11 protein-coding genes are annotated in these 16,583 nt (G+C 41.0%); 8 read left to right on the forward strand and 3 right to left on the reverse strand.

The annotated features are described in order from the left end of the window. Positions 1–11: 11 nt before the first annotated feature. Entirely contained in the window at positions 12–1,262 is a 1,251-nt protein-coding gene (locus tag EDC51_RS01430; protein WP_131927973.1) for an energy transducer TonB, read from the reverse strand. Positions 1,263–1,423: 161 nt separating this feature from the next. Between EDC51_RS01430 and EDC51_RS01435 the strand changes: the two genes are divergently transcribed. After that, the gene (locus EDC51_RS01435; RefSeq protein WP_131927974.1) at positions 1,424–3,796 is read left to right on the forward strand and encodes a TonB-dependent receptor; all 2,373 of its coding nucleotides are present in this window, start codon (positions 1,424–1,426) and stop codon (positions 3,794–3,796) included. Positions 3,797–3,843: 47 nt separating this feature from the next. Here the strand turns inward: EDC51_RS01435 and EDC51_RS01440 are convergent, their stop codons facing one another. Continuing rightward, positions 3,844–5,820 (reverse strand): exoribonuclease II, encoded by a 1,977-nt coding sequence (locus EDC51_RS01440; RefSeq protein ID WP_131927975.1) that lies wholly within the window; start codon positions 5,818–5,820, stop codon positions 3,844–3,846. A gap of 167 nt (positions 5,821–5,987) precedes the next feature. Continuing rightward, positions 5,988–6,770 (reverse strand): SDR family oxidoreductase, encoded by a 783-nt coding sequence (locus tag EDC51_RS01445; RefSeq protein ID WP_015432505.1) that lies wholly within the window; start codon positions 6,768–6,770, stop codon positions 5,988–5,990. Between the two features lie 209 nt (positions 6,771–6,979). Between EDC51_RS01445 and rlmE the strand changes: the two genes are divergently transcribed. The 7 genes from rlmE to aroG all read left to right on the forward strand — a co-directional run bounded on the left by rlmE (position 6,980) and on the right by aroG (position 16,565). After that, on the forward strand, positions 6,980–7,606 hold the full coding sequence (gene rlmE, locus EDC51_RS01450) for a 23S rRNA (uridine(2552)-2'-O)-methyltransferase RlmE (protein ID WP_131927976.1): 627 nt from the start codon (positions 6,980–6,982) through the stop codon (positions 7,604–7,606). Positions 7,607–7,751: 145 nt separating this feature from the next. Beyond that, positions 7,752–9,611: an ATP-dependent zinc metalloprotease FtsH gene (ftsH, locus tag EDC51_RS01455; RefSeq protein WP_249038455.1), complete on the forward strand. Its 1,860-nt coding sequence runs from the start codon at positions 7,752–7,754 to the stop codon at positions 9,609–9,611. A 166-nt stretch (positions 9,612–9,777) separates the two neighbouring features. Beyond that, complete coding sequence (locus EDC51_RS01460; RefSeq protein ID WP_015432508.1) at positions 9,778–10,986, forward strand: aromatic amino acid transporter; 1,209 nt, start codon at positions 9,778–9,780, stop codon at positions 10,984–10,986. A gap of 155 nt (positions 10,987–11,141) precedes the next feature. Next, complete coding sequence (gene lrp, locus EDC51_RS01465; RefSeq protein WP_015432509.1) at positions 11,142–11,624, forward strand: leucine-responsive transcriptional regulator Lrp; 483 nt, start codon at positions 11,142–11,144, stop codon at positions 11,622–11,624. 9 nt (positions 11,625–11,633) lie between these two features. Next, the gene (locus tag EDC51_RS01470; RefSeq protein ID WP_131927978.1) at positions 11,634–14,465 is read left to right on the forward strand and encodes a DNA translocase FtsK; all 2,832 of its coding nucleotides are present in this window, start codon (positions 11,634–11,636) and stop codon (positions 14,463–14,465) included. 52 nt (positions 14,466–14,517) lie between these two features. Continuing rightward, positions 14,518–15,375: a KPN_02809 family neutral zinc metallopeptidase gene (gene ypfJ / locus EDC51_RS01475; protein WP_131927979.1), complete on the forward strand. Its 858-nt coding sequence runs from the start codon at positions 14,518–14,520 to the stop codon at positions 15,373–15,375. A 116-nt stretch (positions 15,376–15,491) separates the two neighbouring features. Beyond that, a complete protein-coding gene (gene aroG / locus EDC51_RS01480) occupies positions 15,492–16,565 on the forward strand; it encodes a 3-deoxy-7-phosphoheptulonate synthase AroG (protein WP_131927980.1) in 1,074 nt (357 codons plus the stop codon). The last annotated feature ends 18 nt before the right edge of the window (positions 16,566–16,583 follow it).

The following is a 16,583-nucleotide window of genomic DNA, read 5'->3' on the forward strand; positions in this document are numbered from 1 at the left end:
CTATGGCGAGCCTATTTTTCAGTTTTCACTGCACCAAATACAGCGTTATATTTAGTTATGCCGTTATCTTTTATATTATCTTCTTTTTCTAATTGTATAGACCCTACAGCATCGTTTAAAGTTGGTCCAACTAATTTTACTGAATAGTCTCCTTCTAAATCATCTTGTTTATCTGCGGTAGCTGTACCGTAGAAACCAATTTCATAGGTTGGCTGGAAAGCTGCTGGTGCAAGCTTGCTTTGTTCAAGAGTAATTTTACCTACACTATTACTATTTACTGTACCGGTTAATGTGCTGTTTTCCCATTTACTATCTAAATGCAGACTAAGGGTAACATCACCATCAATTTTAGGTGTCTCAACTACCGATTGTCCATTGATCTGTTTTTCCACACGGGCAATTACATTACCTTTATATTCAGCATCACCCAGTAGCTCATTATTCCATTTACCATTTTTACCTTGTAAAGTGTAAACCGTATATTCGGCACTATTAGTATTACTACCAGCCCCGCTATCTTCAGAAATACCATCACTGTCGCGACCGGTTTTTAGTTGCACGTGGAACAGATTACTATTTTCGGCATCAGTAAAAAGAGCACCATAGCTAGAATACGGTTGATTGATGTAGAGGTAGCTAATTTCTTGGCTATTACCAACCAATCTAGAGTCTTTATAGCTGCCTTGATGCAGGCCAAGGTAGTTATCGCCTCGATTGTTAAGAGATTTAATAAAACGACTGTCTTGAGTATTTTGACCTAATTCAAAACCAAGAGAATAGTTATATTCTGTATCTCCAAACTCTTGGCTGGCTCCAAGTGGTGATTTATCACTTTTTAGGTGGTAATCCGTATGATCTGCTCTTGCGCTACTTACATTAACTAAACTTCCTGTCTGACTTAATGCAACAACTCGCCATGCCTGGCCTTTGCTATCCTCATTAATACCAGAAGCGTACGGTTTATTCTTTGGTATATCAGGTTGTGCGGGTTGTTCTGGTTGAGCTGGTTTTTCTGGTGTAGGAACAACGGGCTCTGGCTGTTTTGGTGTTTCGGCTGGAGTAACCGGTTTTGGTTGCTCAGGTTTAGCAGGAATGTTATTGGCTTTATTCGATTCTTCCTTTTTATCCTTTTCCTTTGTGATTTGAATTGGTTGAGGCTCTGAATTTTTTGCTACCACAGATGGACCATGGCTAGATTTACAGCCAGTAATCACAAAAGAAACCGCAATTGCGGCAAGAGTAAGTTTAAATGTAGAACGCATGTTTTATCTCCGTTAGGTTAAATCCATAAAATTTTAATGGATATATTTCCTGCTTGGCAAGAGGGGAAAGATAAAAATATATAATTTTTTTATGGTTATTATTGTCAAGCCTCATATTTTGCAGTAACTTATTAACCATAATTATTTTATGGAGAATAAAATTGTTTAATAAAAAATTACTAGCTGTGTTGATTTCAGCCCAATTTAGCCCGCTTGTTTGGGCAAACAATAACGATGTTGCAGTGTTAGACGAAGTTTCAGTAGTTGGTAGTACACCGAGTATTTCGCAAGGAAGTGAAGTTACCTTACTGAAAGTCAGTGATAAAATTATTGCAGGTAAGGAATTTAAAAAGCGCTCAGCAACGCTGGGCAATGCGCTTGCAGCGGAGTTAGGTGTACACAGTAACCCGTTTGGCGGTGGCGCGAGTAAGCCAATTATCCGTGGCCAAGAAGGCGCGAGAATTCGTATTCTGCAAAACGGTTCGGATGTGATTGATATGTCAAACCTATCGCCAGATCATGCGGTGGTTGCCGATTCATTGCTTGCTAAACAGGTAGAAATTTTGCGTGGTTCCAGTACCTTGCTTTATGCCAGCAGTTCACCGGCTGGGATTGTGAATGTGGTAGATAAACGCATTCCAACTGAGATCCCAGAAAAGGGCTATGAAGTGGAACTCAATAGCCGTTTTGATACCGCTGCCAAAGAGAAAGTCGGCGCATTAGGAGCAACCTTTGGTATCGGCAAACATATTGCGGTGCGAGCCGAAGGGCTGACCCGCCACAGCGATAACTACCGTGTTCCAGGGATTAATTTAGGCGAACGGTTAAACTATGTACCGGATACTTATAATAAATCCAAAGTCGGTACGTTAGGATTGTCCTTTGTTGGTGAGCAAGGTTATATCGGTGCGTCATACAGTAAACGGCGGGATAACTATGGCTTACCAGGGCATAACCATAAATTCGATTTCTGTACTGGTCATATTTACGGCAATAAACGGGACAAATACGCCTATACCTATCTCTATCCGCATTTGATTGGCGAGGAAAACATTGGGAGCAATCCGCATTTCCACTGTGGAACTAATCATGCAGAAGATGGTACACACAGTCACGATAATCCATTCGGACACGATCACGACCATACACACCCTGGTCCATGGGTTGATTTAGAATCCAAACGATTTGATGTAAAAGCCGAGTTGCGTCAGCCATTCAAAGGTATTGATAAAATTAAAGTAAGCTACGCCGATGCCGATTATTACCATGACGAAAAAGATGCCGGTGTGTTAGCAACACGCTACCATAAACAGCTGAAAAAAGATCAGGATTATGGCAAACCGGTCAATATTTTCAAAAATCGAGGCAAAAATGCCCGCTTGGAAATCTATCATGCACCACTAGATGGTTTAACCGGTGTATGGGGCGTGCAGTACCAAACTCAGAAGAGCAGCATGCATGCACCGAAAGATCGTGAAGTGAAATTCCCGCTGGTTGAAAACACGAATAAACAGATGAGCCTGTTCGGTATTGAACAGTATATGTGGGATAATTTTGCTCTTGAATTTGCCGGACGAGTAGAAAAGCAGAAGATTGAAATTGAATACGATCGCAATGAAATCAAACGCTTGCAGGATCATTATCGCATTAGTGGTGGTCAACAGGTTGAGCCAGATCTGTCTCCTTATAACCAAAATGCTTATGCCTATTCCAGTACGCTAAATTGGTTTTTCCACCCAGATTATCAACTTTCATTTACTGCATCGCATAACGAACGTTTCCCAACGCCGATGGAGCTGTATTATCACGGACAGCATATTGCGACTAACTCGTTTGAATACGGCAATAAAGATTTGAAAAAAGAGCAATCTAACAATGTAGAACTAGGCTTAGGTTATCAAACTGAGCGAGTTGGATACAAAGTAAATGTTTATTACAACCACTTTAAAAACTACATTTACAATGAAAATTTATTCCGTGAAAATCAGTTGTTTATGCGTCGTTATAACCAGGCAAAAGCCCGTTTTTACGGCATAGAAGCTGAGGCAAGCTACCGCTTTAACAACAAATACCAAGCCACGATTTTTGGTGATATGGTAAGAGGCTGGCTGACCAATTTACCTCCACTGACGGTAAACAGCGATTACAGCGTATTTAAAGATTATTTACCAAAAGATGCTAAACCAGGTGAAGATTATTTGATTTATCGTGCTGATCAAAATACGCCTCGAACCCCTCCTGTACGACTAGGTTTTCGTTTTAATGCGGAGTTTACCCCAAATTGGTCAGGAGATTTAGAATTGATCCGTACCTTTACTCAACGCCGTACCAGCCAGTTGGAATATATCACGGAAGGTAATACGATGTTAAATATAGGTGTGGCATATAGTAATAAGTGGAAAGATTTGGATTACAAAATCAGCCTAAACGGCACGAATCTGCTGAATCAGCCAGTTTATATTCATACCTCCTACCACCAATTTGTGCCGCAAATGGGGCGTAACTTTATCTTAGGAATGGAAATGAAATTTTAAAGAAAACGAAGGCTTTCAGAGATGAAAGCCTTCTTTGTTTATATTAGCTAAAGCAATAATTCGCCGACAATACTGCGAGTTTCCAATCGTACTTCGGTTAATCTCAGCTTAACCGTTTGCCCAATTTGATAAGCTTTAGCACCTTTAATATAAAGTGCTAATTCTTCAGGCGTAAACAAGATTTCTTCTTTATTTGAATGAAGTGTCGAGCATGGCACAAAAATGGATGCACCGTTTTCAGTCACACGCACACGCAATCCACCACGAGAAACATCGTGAATTTCGCCCTCAAACTCTACATTTTTCTCTACCATCGGTTCAAGATAGCAAGCATAAAGCCAGTCAGCAATATCACGCTCAACGAGACGATTCTGTTTACGAGCTTCTTGTAAACGAGCAAGTATGCTCTCTTCTACTGCAAGCGGTGCTTTTTGCGCCAAAATTTGCTTAATGATGCGGTGGTTTACCATATCGCCATATTTACGAATTGGCGATGTCCAAGTCGCATAATGAGAAATCCCTAAGCCTAAATGTGGTGCTACGCTGTTTTTAAACTCTGCAAAGGTGAGATAACGGCGTAAACGCAACTCCAAGAAATTGGTTTGAGTCCGTTCGCTATACGCATCTATATCACGACGCATTTCGCAATAACCATCAAGTGTAGTTAAACGCTCTGGGGCATAACGTTCACTTAATGCTTCACGATTTTCATCATCTGCCAGTGTCTCTAATAAGAATTTGCGAGCAGGCTCTAAATTTTTACTATCAAAACCACTATGCGTATTGAATACCCCTGTACCAGCGTATTGTTCAAGATATTTCGCACAGCAAATGTTGGCAAGAATCATCGATTCTTCAATCATTTGGTTAGCAATACGGCGGAAATCTACGTGAATATCACGTACAGATCCATCTTCATTTAATTCAAACGAATAATCACCACTTTCTTTGAAAAGTAAGGCATTTTGTTTACGCCATTCAATACGAGCAAGGGTAAATTGATGCAACCACTCAATTTGCTGACGAGTTTCATTACTTTCTGGCTGCCAACTATTTTCTAGCTGCTCAATAAAATCTGATACATCGTTATAGGCTAAACGGTCATGCGATTTTACCCAAGCAGAAACAAAACGAGTTTCTCCGACAATTTCACCAGCTTTATCCGTTTCAATGAAAGCCACTAATGCAGGGCGTTTTTCATTTGGTACAAGCGAACAAAGTTCATCTGAAAGCTCACGAGGCAACATTGGAATGTTAAATCCCGGCAAGTAATTCGTAAAACAACGTTGGCGAGCATCTTTTTCCAAACGAGAATTTTCAGGAATATAGGCTGTTGGATCGGCAATGGCGACGACTAATTTCCAGCCGTTATCGGTTGGCTCAATATAGAGCGCATCGTCCATATCTTGCGTACTAGGGCTATCAATTGTGGTGAAATAAAGATGCGTCAAATCCTCACGATCTAATTCATCGTGCAATTCATAACTATCTTCCCCTTTTACTGGTTCACGAGGCTGTTCGTGGCGAGCAAGTGTTACCCACCAAGGGGCATAGTTATCATTTGCTTCACAAATAAATTGTGTAACCTGTGCAAAGAAAAAACGATCATCACGCAGAGGGTGCGTGCGAAGTTGTGCCACCACCCAATCATTTTCTTTGAGTTCTTGGCTGACTTTTTTATTCACATTCGCCCCAATGCGATTGTTAATGCTAGGATGATCTACGGCAAGTTGTAATTTACCGTCTTTGTTAAATTTCACCTGTGCAATAAAACGCTCAAGCATAGGCTCAATAAGGCTGTCAATTTCAACCTGTGCTTTATCGCCTTCACGCTTAACGACAGCTTTTACTCTATCGCCATGCATGACCTTTTTCATTTCTGGAGGCGGGATAAAAAAGCTTTCTTTATCGCACTCTAAAAAGCCATAAGCTTTGTCAGATGCTTTTACTACGCCTTCCACATACTCTTTGGACGCTTCAATTTGTTGTTTTAGCTGGGCTAAAAGGGGATTATTTTGGAACATAGTTTCATCAGTGATAAAATAAAAATTCCCCAAGTTATTTAAAATGGGGAAGTGTGGCTTCGACAAGCTCAGCCACCGCGAATATAAAAAATGTAGCTCAGATAGGCTCTGCTATCGTAGAAATAAAAATGGTCGTTGAGCTTGTTAAAACGACCATTTTTTATGGATTATTCAATATCACCCATCGCTACTGTGCTATAACCAGCATCAACGTGTACGACTTCGCCAGTGATACCGCCTGCTAAATCAGAACATAGGAATGCCGCAGAATTACCCACATCATCAATGGTTACACAACGGCGTAATGGAGCAGTTTTTTCAAAGCTAGACAACATTTTCTTGAAGTCTTTGATACCACTTGCAGCAAGAGTGCGGATTGGGCCTGCGGAAATCGCATTGACACGAATACCATCTTTCCCCATATCGGCAGCCATCACACGAGTTGCTGCTTCAAGAGACGCTTTTGCCAAGCACATTACATTGTAGTTTGGAATTGCACGTTCTGCACCTAAATAAGACAGCGTTAAAAGTGCCGAATTTGGATTTAAGTATGGGCGAGCAGCTTGTGCCATTGCTACAAAACTATATGCACTAATATCGTGCGCAATACGGAAACCTTCGCGGGTTGCAGCGTTTACATAATCGCCATCGAGCTGATCGCCAGGAGCAAAGCCGATAGAATGCACAAAACCATCAAATTTTTCCCATTTTTTGCTAAGTTCAGCAAAACAATTCGTGATGCTATCATCAAATGCCACATCCATTGGTAAAACAATGTCTGAACCAAATTCAGTTGCAAATTCTTCCACGCGAGCTTTCAATTTATCATTTAAGTAGGTGAAAGCCAGCTCTGCACCTTGTGCTTTCATTGCTTTGGCAATGCCGTAAGCAATAGAACGGTTGCTGGCTAAGCCAGTGATTAAAATACGTTTACCTGCTAAAAAGCTCATAATTAATTCCTTCTATAAAAATAAATCAATGCCCAAAGGCAAAACGGTGGGATTATAGCGAAAACTCGTCTATTCGAGCAAATACAAGCGGTGTGATCGGACGAGTTTTTTGCAAAAATTGCACTACACAAGCTTTTTTATCGGCTTTAACTTGAAATTAAGGATTTCAGCCTTATCATAAGCAACATTTTGGGTAACGGAATAAAGAAATGGGTAGAAAACGCAGTGCAAGTTCCTCTCGTTGGCTTGCAGAACATTTTAAAGATCAGTTTGTACAAAAGGCACATAAGCAGAAATTGCGTTCTCGTGCTTATTTTAAATTAGATGAAATCCAGCAAACCGACCGTTTATTTAAACATGGAATGACAGTGGTCGATCTTGGTGCTGCACCGGGTGGGTGGTCACAATACGTAGTGACCCAGATTGGTAGTAAAGGACGTGTGATTGCTTGTGATATTCTAGACATGAATCCTATTGTTGGTGTTGATTTTCTTCAGGGCGATTTCCGTGAAGAGAGTGTATTAAATGCGCTTTTAGAACGAGTGGGTGAAGAAAAAGTCGATGTTGTCATGTCAGATATGGCACCCAACTTTAGTGGTATGCCATCAGTAGATATCCCGCGTGCAATGTATTTAGTTGAATTAGCACTAGATATGTGTCGTCAAGTGCTCGCTTCTAAAGGGAGTTTTGTCGTAAAGGTATTCCAAGGTGAAGGCTTTGATGAATATTTGCGGGAAATTCGCTCTCTATTTAGTAGTGTAAAAGTGCGCAAACCTGAAGCTTCACGCGATCGCTCACGTGAAGTTTATATTGTGGCGACAGGCTATAAAGGCTAGTTGATAGTTTTTGCCGAATGCTATGAATATGGCAAACGATGGCAATTTATAGTACCCTTGCATAGATTTTTATTAAAAAAGAGGTAAACCCTTGAACGACTTATTCAAAAATATCCTGCTGTGGGTAGTGATCGGCGTCGTGCTGATGACTTCTTTCCAAGGATTTAACGACACTTTCTCCAACACTAATAAAGTTGAATATTCAGCATTTATTAACGATGTAAAAGAGAATCGTGTTAAAGCCGTCAATTTCAAAAATAATGACGAAGTGATTTCTGTCACCCGCAATAATGGCTCAGAATACCAAACAGTGATGCCAATTTATGATCGTGATTTACTTAATGATCTCCTTAATAAAAATGTCACTGTTGTTGGAGAACCTGCTGAGCGCCGTAGCTTACTCTCACAAATTTTGATTTCATGGTTTCCAATGCTGATGCTAATCGGCTTTTGGATGTTTTATATGCGTCAAATGCAAGGTGGTGGGCGTGGTGGTGCCATGGGTTTTGGTAAAAGTAAAGCTAAAATGCTTGCTCCAGACCAAGTTAAAACAAGCTTTGCAGATGTTGCCGGTTGCGATGAGGCCAAAGAGGAAGTTGCTGAAATTGTGGAATTTTTGCGAGATCCAAGCAAATTCCAAAAACTGGGCGGTAAAATTCCCAAAGGTGTGTTAATGGTTGGTCCACCAGGAACAGGGAAAACATTATTAGCAAAAGCGATCGCAGGGGAAGCGAAAGTACCATTCTTTACAATGGCAGGTTCAGATTTTGTAGAAATGTTTGTCGGCGTAGGTGCATCGCGTGTACGAGATCTCTTTGACCAAGCTAAGAAAAATGCCCCTTGTATCATTTTTATTGATGAAATTGATGCCGTTGGTCGCAAGCGTGGTGGCGCTGGTTTTAGCGGAGGACACGATGAACGTGAACAAACCCTCAATCAGATGCTAGTTGAAATGGATGGTTTTGAAGGCTCAGAGGGGATTATCATCATTGCTGCGACTAACCGTGCAGATGTTTTGGATAACGCTTTAACTCGTCCAGGGCGTTTTGACCGTCAAGTCACAGTTGATTTACCAAATGTAAAAGGACGTGAACAAATTTTGCAAGTTCACATGAAAAAAGTACCGCTTGCACCTGATGTTGATCCTATGCTGGTTGCTCGTGGAACACCAGGATACTCTGGTGCACAACTAGCTAACTTAGTGAATGAAGCGGCGTTATTCGCAGCAAGAGCGAATCAGAAAGTCGTTACCATGAATGATTTTGAAAAGGCTCGCGATAAAATCAATATGGGGCCAGAACGCCGTTCTAATACCATGACCGAACGCGAGATTGAAAATACGGCATACCACGAAGCAGGACACGTAATTGTGGGTTATTTGATGCCTGAACACGATCCTCTTAATAAAGTAACGATTGTTCCGCGTGGTCAAGCATTAGGCTTCGCTCAATTCTTACCGGAAGGTGACCGTGTTAGCGAAACCTTTACTAAGCTGGAAAGCCAACTTTCCACCTTATTTGCAGGGCGTATCGCGGAAGGGCTTATTTTTGGCGAAGATAAAATCACGACAGGAGCGTCATCTGATATTCACCGAGCAACTCAAATTGCACGCGCAATGGTTACTCAGTGGGGCTTCTCGAAAGAGCTTGGACCATTATTTTATCAAAATGAAGATGGCATGGGCGCAATTAAAGGCGTATCTGAAGATAGCCAAAAATTAATCGACCAAGAAATGCGAAAAATTATTGACCGTAATTATGCTCGTGCAAAACAAACTTTAGAGGATAATATTGATATTTTGCACGCAATGAAGGCTGCGTTAATCAAGTATGAAACTCTTGATCGTAAACAAATTGATGATTTGATGGCCCGCCGACCTGTTGGTGATCCAGCGGGTTGGAATGATAAAGGTGATAATAATCCACCACCATTAGATACAACTAAAATGGAAGATGAACCGAAAACAGCTGATGATTTCGACAATCTGACCAATCCTGGCCATTAACATATAACGTAGTTAAAAGCCGAGAGTGTAAACACATTCTCGGTTTTTTTATTTAAGCGCTATACAATAATTGTGCAATCGACTTTACATTGTAAAAAATAAATTACAACTTAATTTGCAGTTCTGATAGAATGCTTCCACTGTTTTTTAATTAGGAAATTTCACCATGCAAAATAAAACGTTGGGTAGTACCTTAATTGTTGCAGGGACTACGATTGGGGCAGGAATGTTAGCTATGCCACTTACCTCTGCTGAAATGGGCTTTGGTATGACATTAACATTATTGATTGTTCTTTGGTTATTGCTTTCATATAGCGCATTATTATTTGTTGAGCTTTATCAACGTGCTCCCGCTACTGATTCGGGTATTGCAACACTCGCAGAAGAATATTTTGGTATCGCAGGGCGCGTACTGGCTACCTTGTCGCTGGTTATTTTTATGTACGCAATTTTAACCGTCTATTCTCTTGGCGGTGGAAATCTACTTGCACCATTCCTTGAGTTTGCTGGTGAAAATGCCGAAAAAATTGCAATTATTGGCTTTGTAACCGTCTTTGCTATTGCAGTGACAGTCGGCACTGGCGCAGTAGATGGTGTTACACGTTTACTCTTTATCGGTAAGTTAATTGCATTTGCTCTAGTATTATTCACGATGCTGCCAAAAGTCACCCTTGAAAATTTAGGTGCAATGCCGTTACATCACTTTTTAATTATTTCGGCTAGTCCTGTTTTCTTTACCTCTTTCGGCTTCCATGTCGCGATTCCAAGCATCAATAAATATTTAGATGGCGATGTTCGCCGCTTACGCTTTGCAATCATTGCAGGTACAGCCATTCCATTAGTTGCTTATATTTTATGGCAAATGGCAACTCACGGAGTCTTTAGCCAAATGCAATTTGTTGAAATTATCCGCAAAGATCCAACACTAAATGGCTTAGTAGAAGCAACATTCCAAGCAACGGGCAGCAGTTTTATTAGTGGTTCCGTACGTATTTTCTCTGCACTTGCGTTAATTACCTCATTCTTAGGGGTTTCGCTTTCGCTTTTTGATTGCTTAGATGATTTATTAAAACGCGTAAATGTGAAAGCAAATCGCATTGTATTAGGCCTATTAACATTCGTGCCAGTACTTGCATTTGCCTTGTTCTATCGCGATTTCTTAGCTGTATTAAGCTATGCTGGTCAAATGTTTACTTTCTACGGATTAGTATTGCCTGTTGCAATGGTATGGGTAGCAAGAAAACGTTATCCGGATATGCCATACCGTGTTGCAGGAGGCTCAATTGCACTGATTCTTGCGCTCGTCTTAGGCTTAATTATTATCAATGTACCATTCTTAATTGAGGCGGGATTATTACCTAAAGTCGTGGGTTAATAGTCGTAAAGATAGCAAGCGGTCGAATTTGCAAAAAAATCTGCAAAATCGACCGCTTTGCTTTAGCATCTGCTAATAATTCAAATAAAGCCTTAGACCAAGTTGTTGGAACAAGCTACAATAGTATTAGTACAAATCTCTGAAAAGGTGTTGTTATGGAAAATAAAAAACTACCGAAAGCATTAGATGCTATCGATCTCAAAATCCTAAGTGAATTACAACGTAACGGTAAAATCTCAAATATCGAACTTTCTAAACGTGTGGGATTATCGCCAACACCTTGCTTAGAAAGAGTGAAGCGCTTAGAAAAACAAAATGTCATCATGGGGTATCGGGCGTTATTAAATCCAGAGTTACTAGATGCACCATTACTTGTTATTGTTGAAATTACGTTGGTCAGAGGCAAACCCGATGTATTTGAAGAGTTCAACCGTGCAGTACAACAACTTGATGAAATTCAAGAATGCCATCTTGTTTCAGGAGATTTCGACTATTTACTTAAAACACGTGTAGCCGATATGTCTGCATATCGGAAGCTACTAGGAACAACACTGCTACGCTTGCCGGGAGTAAATGACACCCGTACCTATGTGGTAATGGAAGAAGTAAAACAGACCAACTATTTGCTATTAAAATAAGGATAAGTCGTGTTAAAAGGACAAGAAAATTTAATCAAACTCGCCCTTTTTCTAACCATTGCATTTGGCATCTATTTAATTATCGCATGGGCGAGCTATAGTCCACTTGATAATGCATGGTCGGTTGCCAGCAGTGCCACACATACTGTGTTAAATAAAACCGGTATCTTAGGGGCTTGGCTGACCGATTTGCTATTGGCAATGTTTGGTAAAGTCGCCGTTATTGCGCCACTGGTACTCAGTTTTAGCGCTGCTTATGCGCTTGTTTTAGGGTTAAGCCCACAATTAACTTGGAAATCCATTAGCTTATGGCTTGCCAGCTTTAGTTTACTAATGATTGGGTTAAGCGCTTTAGCACATGTTATTTTACCTAATTCAGCCTATTATTTATCTGGTGGTTTTATTGGTGGTCTATTAGAGCAAGGACTTGGCAATGGCTTTGGTCAATTTGCCGTGCTATTTCTAGGTATGCTTTTTACCTCTATCGGCTTTTATTTTTGCTCTGGGCAGGTGCTATTACAACTTGCTAGCCGCTTATACGAATGGATCTTAAATGACAAAGAGAGTAAAACCGAGGAAACGGTTTCATCTTCCTCTGAACAAGCGGTTGAAAATGGCGAAAATCTTGCAAAGCCCTCAGAATCAGTCGCAGAGTTAGCAGCCTCTAATATTGATAAAGAAAGAGAAGAAAATGCAACGAATAACGTAGAAAACCAGCAACTGACAGATATCTCTCACTTCGTGCGCCCTAAAATTAGCGGCTTAAAATCATCAGTAGTCCCCGCACAAATCAACGATGATAGCCTAACAGATATTACCCAGTTTGATACAAACCGTGCGCAAGATTTACCAAAAGTAAATGTAGAAATGGGAGAAGATGATGCAATTTTCACACACAGTGTAGAAAATAGGAATGATGAAATAGATGCAGATCTCGCATTCGAATCGGTCATCATGCCAACAATTCGCCTAAATTCACAGCAAAATCAGCCAGTAGCAGCGGCAGAAGAGGCGGAAAAGATAACAAAACCACAATCACTAGAAGAAGCAAACCTGCAGGTGAATGTTCCTGTAGAGATGTTTGCAACACCTGAAGTTGTGGAAGAACCCGAATTCATGCAGCCAATCCCCAAAGTGCATGTTCGCCCATTAGAAGAACAAACGACAGATGAACGCATTGCAATTTTACGCGAAGTTGCGCAAAACGATGAAGAAGAATGGCAAGAGAAATTACCCCAAGTAAAGCCATTTGCTGCAGAAGCTGAGAAATTGATTGAAACAGCTAACAAATCCAGCTATCCAAATGGAGGATACGGGACAAGTTTAGTACACCCATTATTGCAGAAAAAACAGAATACGCAAAAACCCACCACACCATTACCGACATTAGATTTGCTCACCGCACACCCTGCAGAAAAACAGCAGATTACCGAACAAGAAATTCGTGAAATGTCGCAACGCATTGAACAAGAATTAGCAAATTTCCGAGTCAAAGCCACAGTAGAAGATGTGCTAGTAGGCCCTGTTGTTACTCGCTATGAAATTCAACCAGCGGCAGGCACGATTGCGGCAAAAATCACACGTTTAGAAAATGATCTTGCCCGAGCCTTAATGTTTAGTGCTATCCGCATTACCGAAAAGGTTGCTGGTAAGCCTTATATGGGCATTGAAGCGCCAAACCGTCATCGTGAAACAGTCTGGTTACGCGAAGTCTTAGATAGTGAAGAATTCCGCAATAGCCGTTTTACCTTACCAATGGCATTGGGTAAAGATATTAGTGGTAAACCTGTGGTTGTTGATATGGCAAAAATGCCACACTTGCTCGTAGCAGGGCAAACAGGTGGTGGTAAATCTGTAGGCGTAAATACAATGATCTTGAGTTTATTGTTTAAACTCTCTCCTGATCAAGTACGTTTCATTATGATAGATCCAAAAGTGGTTGAACTTTCTATTTATAACGATATTCCACACTTGCTTACGCCTGTTGTAACAGATATGAAAAAAGCCGAGAATGCGTTGCGTTGGGCTGTGGAAGAAATGGAACGTCGTTATCTACTTTTAAGTAGTTTAAGTGTACGTAATATTGAAGGCTATAATGAAAAAATTCGCCAAGCAGATGAAGAGTATGGTTATCCTATTCCAAATCCATTATGGAAACCTGGTGATACCATGGATGCGCTACCACCACCGCTTGAGAAAATGAGCTATATTGTGCTAGTTGTTGATGAGTTTGCCGATTTAATGATGTCCGCGGGCAAGCAAGTTGAAGATCATATTATGCGTATTGCCCAAAAAGCCCGTGCAGTGGGGATTCATTTAATCCTCGCGACTCAACGACCATCAACCGATGTCATTACAGGTGTGATTAAAGCAAACATTCCAAGCCGTATTGCTTTTACAGTGGCAAGCCAAATTGACTCCCGTACAATCCTCGATGCAGGAGGTGCGGAAAGTTTACTCGGACGGGGCGATATGCTTTATTCTGCCTCTGGTAGCCCTGAAATTATGCGTGTTCACGGGGCATTTATGACCGATGATGAAGTGCAACGTGTGGCGGATAACTGGCGAGCAAGAGGTAAACCTGATTATATCGAAAGCATTGTTGCCTCTAGAGATGAGGGCGAGAGTAGCGGAGAACGAAACGGAAATGATGAGGTCGATCCACTATTTGATGAGATCGCTCAGTTTATGATTGACGGAGGAGCAACCTCAATTAGCGGTATCCAACGTCGTTTCTCACTAGGCTTTAACCGTGCGGCACGCATTATCGACCAGCTTGAAGAGCAGGGCATTCTCTCTGCACCTGATAGCCGAGGTAAGCGAGAAGTATTGGCGAGATAATCTCAAACAAGCGGTTAATTTTTTCTAAAATTTTGCAAAAAGGATACAAATTATGCGTTTAGATGGACAAAGAGAAAGTCAAAATGTGATCGATCGTCGTAAAAGCCGTGGTTGTGGAATGCTAACTTCAGGACGAAAAAAAGGGGGCATTCTCAGTTTGCTCATTGTTTTAGTTGGAGCGTATTATGGTGTAGATTTATCGGGTATTGTGGGCTTAGGTAATGACATTAGCTATCAACAATCAGCCAGCTCACGTTTATCGCAGGTAGAAGAGGATCATTTAGCAAAATTATCAAAACAAGTCTTGGGTAATATGGAAGATACGTGGGGTAATTATTTCCGTCAAAATGGAATGAGTTATCGTCAGCCTAAGCTGGTTCTTTATACTGGGGTTGAGGCAACAGGGTGTGGAACAGGGCAAGCTGCAATGGGGCCATTTTACTGTCCTGCAGATGAACGGATCTATATCGATCTTTCCTTCTATGATGATATGCGTTCAAAAATGCGTGCCGGTGGTGATTTTGCGTTTTCATATGTGATTGCTCATGAAGTGGGGCACCATATCCAAAATCAATTAGGGATTTCACAACAAACTCAACAAGCACAACGTAACGCCAGAAGCAAAGCAGAGGCGAACAAAATATCCGTGATGGTAGAGCTGCAAGCAGACTGTTTTGCCGGCGTATGGGGGCATCAGATTCAGAAAGAGGGCAGATTAGATGAAGGTGATGTAGAAGAAGCCTTCGCTGCGGCTCAAGCCGTTGGCGATGACCGTTTACAGCAACAAAGTACAGGGAGAATTATTCCTGATAGCTTTACGCACGGCTCATCCAAACAACGATTAGAATGGTTCAGAAAAGGCTTATATTCTGGTAACCCGAGCGTCTGCAATACCTTTGCTGCTTACTAAAACTTCACTCAAACCGTTTGTACTACTTTAGTAGTGCGAACTGTTTGACATCCATTAGAAATTCTTATAGCTTAACTAGCACTATTTAGATTACCTAACAATAAGAGAGCAACACAATGTACAAAAGCAAAAATGATGATTTACGCATTAGCAAGATTGAAGAATTACTTCCTCCTGTCGCGTTATTAGAGCGCTTCCCCGTGAGCGACATTGCGGCACAAACTGTCGCAGATACACGCAATGCTATTCACAATATCTTACACGGCAAAGATGAGCGTTTATTGGTCGTAATTGGACCTTGTTCTATTCATGATCCTAAAGCAGCTTTAGAATATGCACATAAAATTAAAGCGATGCGTAACCTGTCTAAAATCAATCAAAACTTAGAAGTAGTGATGCGTGTTTATTTTGAAAAGCCGCGTACTACCGTTGGTTGGAAAGGGTTAATCAACGATCCTTATTTAAACGAAACCTATGCTTTAAATGATGGTTTACGTATTGCTCGCAAAGTGCTTTCAGATATTAATGATTTAGGCGTTCCTGCTGCCGGTGAGTTTTTAGATATGATTACCCCACAATATATGGCAGATTTTATGAGTTGGGGAGCGATTGGAGCAAGAACGACAGAATCACAAGTTCACCGTGAATTAGCTTCTGGCTTATCTTGTGCGGTAGGCTTTAAAAATGCTACTAATGGTGGCGTAAAAATTGCGTTAGATGCCATTGGTGCAGCAGAAGCGCCACACCATTTCTTATCTGTAACTAAATTTGGACATTCTGCGATTGTATCAACCGCAGGAAATCCAGACTGCCACATTATTTTACGTGGTGGTGACAACGGTACAAACTATGATGAAGAAAGTGTGAAAAAAGTATGTGCGGACATCAAAAAATCAGGTCGTCGCCCACACGTGATGATTGACTTCAGCCACGCCAATAGCCAAAAACAGTACAAGCGTCAATTAGACGTATGCCACGACGTTGCTGCTCAAATTGCAAACGGATCACACTTGATCTCGGGGGTAATGATTGAAAGCCACTTAGTTGAAGGCAGACAAGATTTAGAAGAAGGTAAAATCCTAACCTACGGGCAAAGTATTACCGACAGCTGTATCGGTTGGGAAGACAGTGAAAAAGTGCTATTTGAACTCGCTGAAGCGGTGGAAAAACGCAGAAATTCTGCAAAATAAAGTGTTAAAATATTGGGA

Source organism: Bibersteinia trehalosi (assembly GCF_004346205.1).
Classification (GTDB): Bacteria; Pseudomonadota; Gammaproteobacteria; order Enterobacterales; family Pasteurellaceae; genus Bibersteinia; species Bibersteinia trehalosi.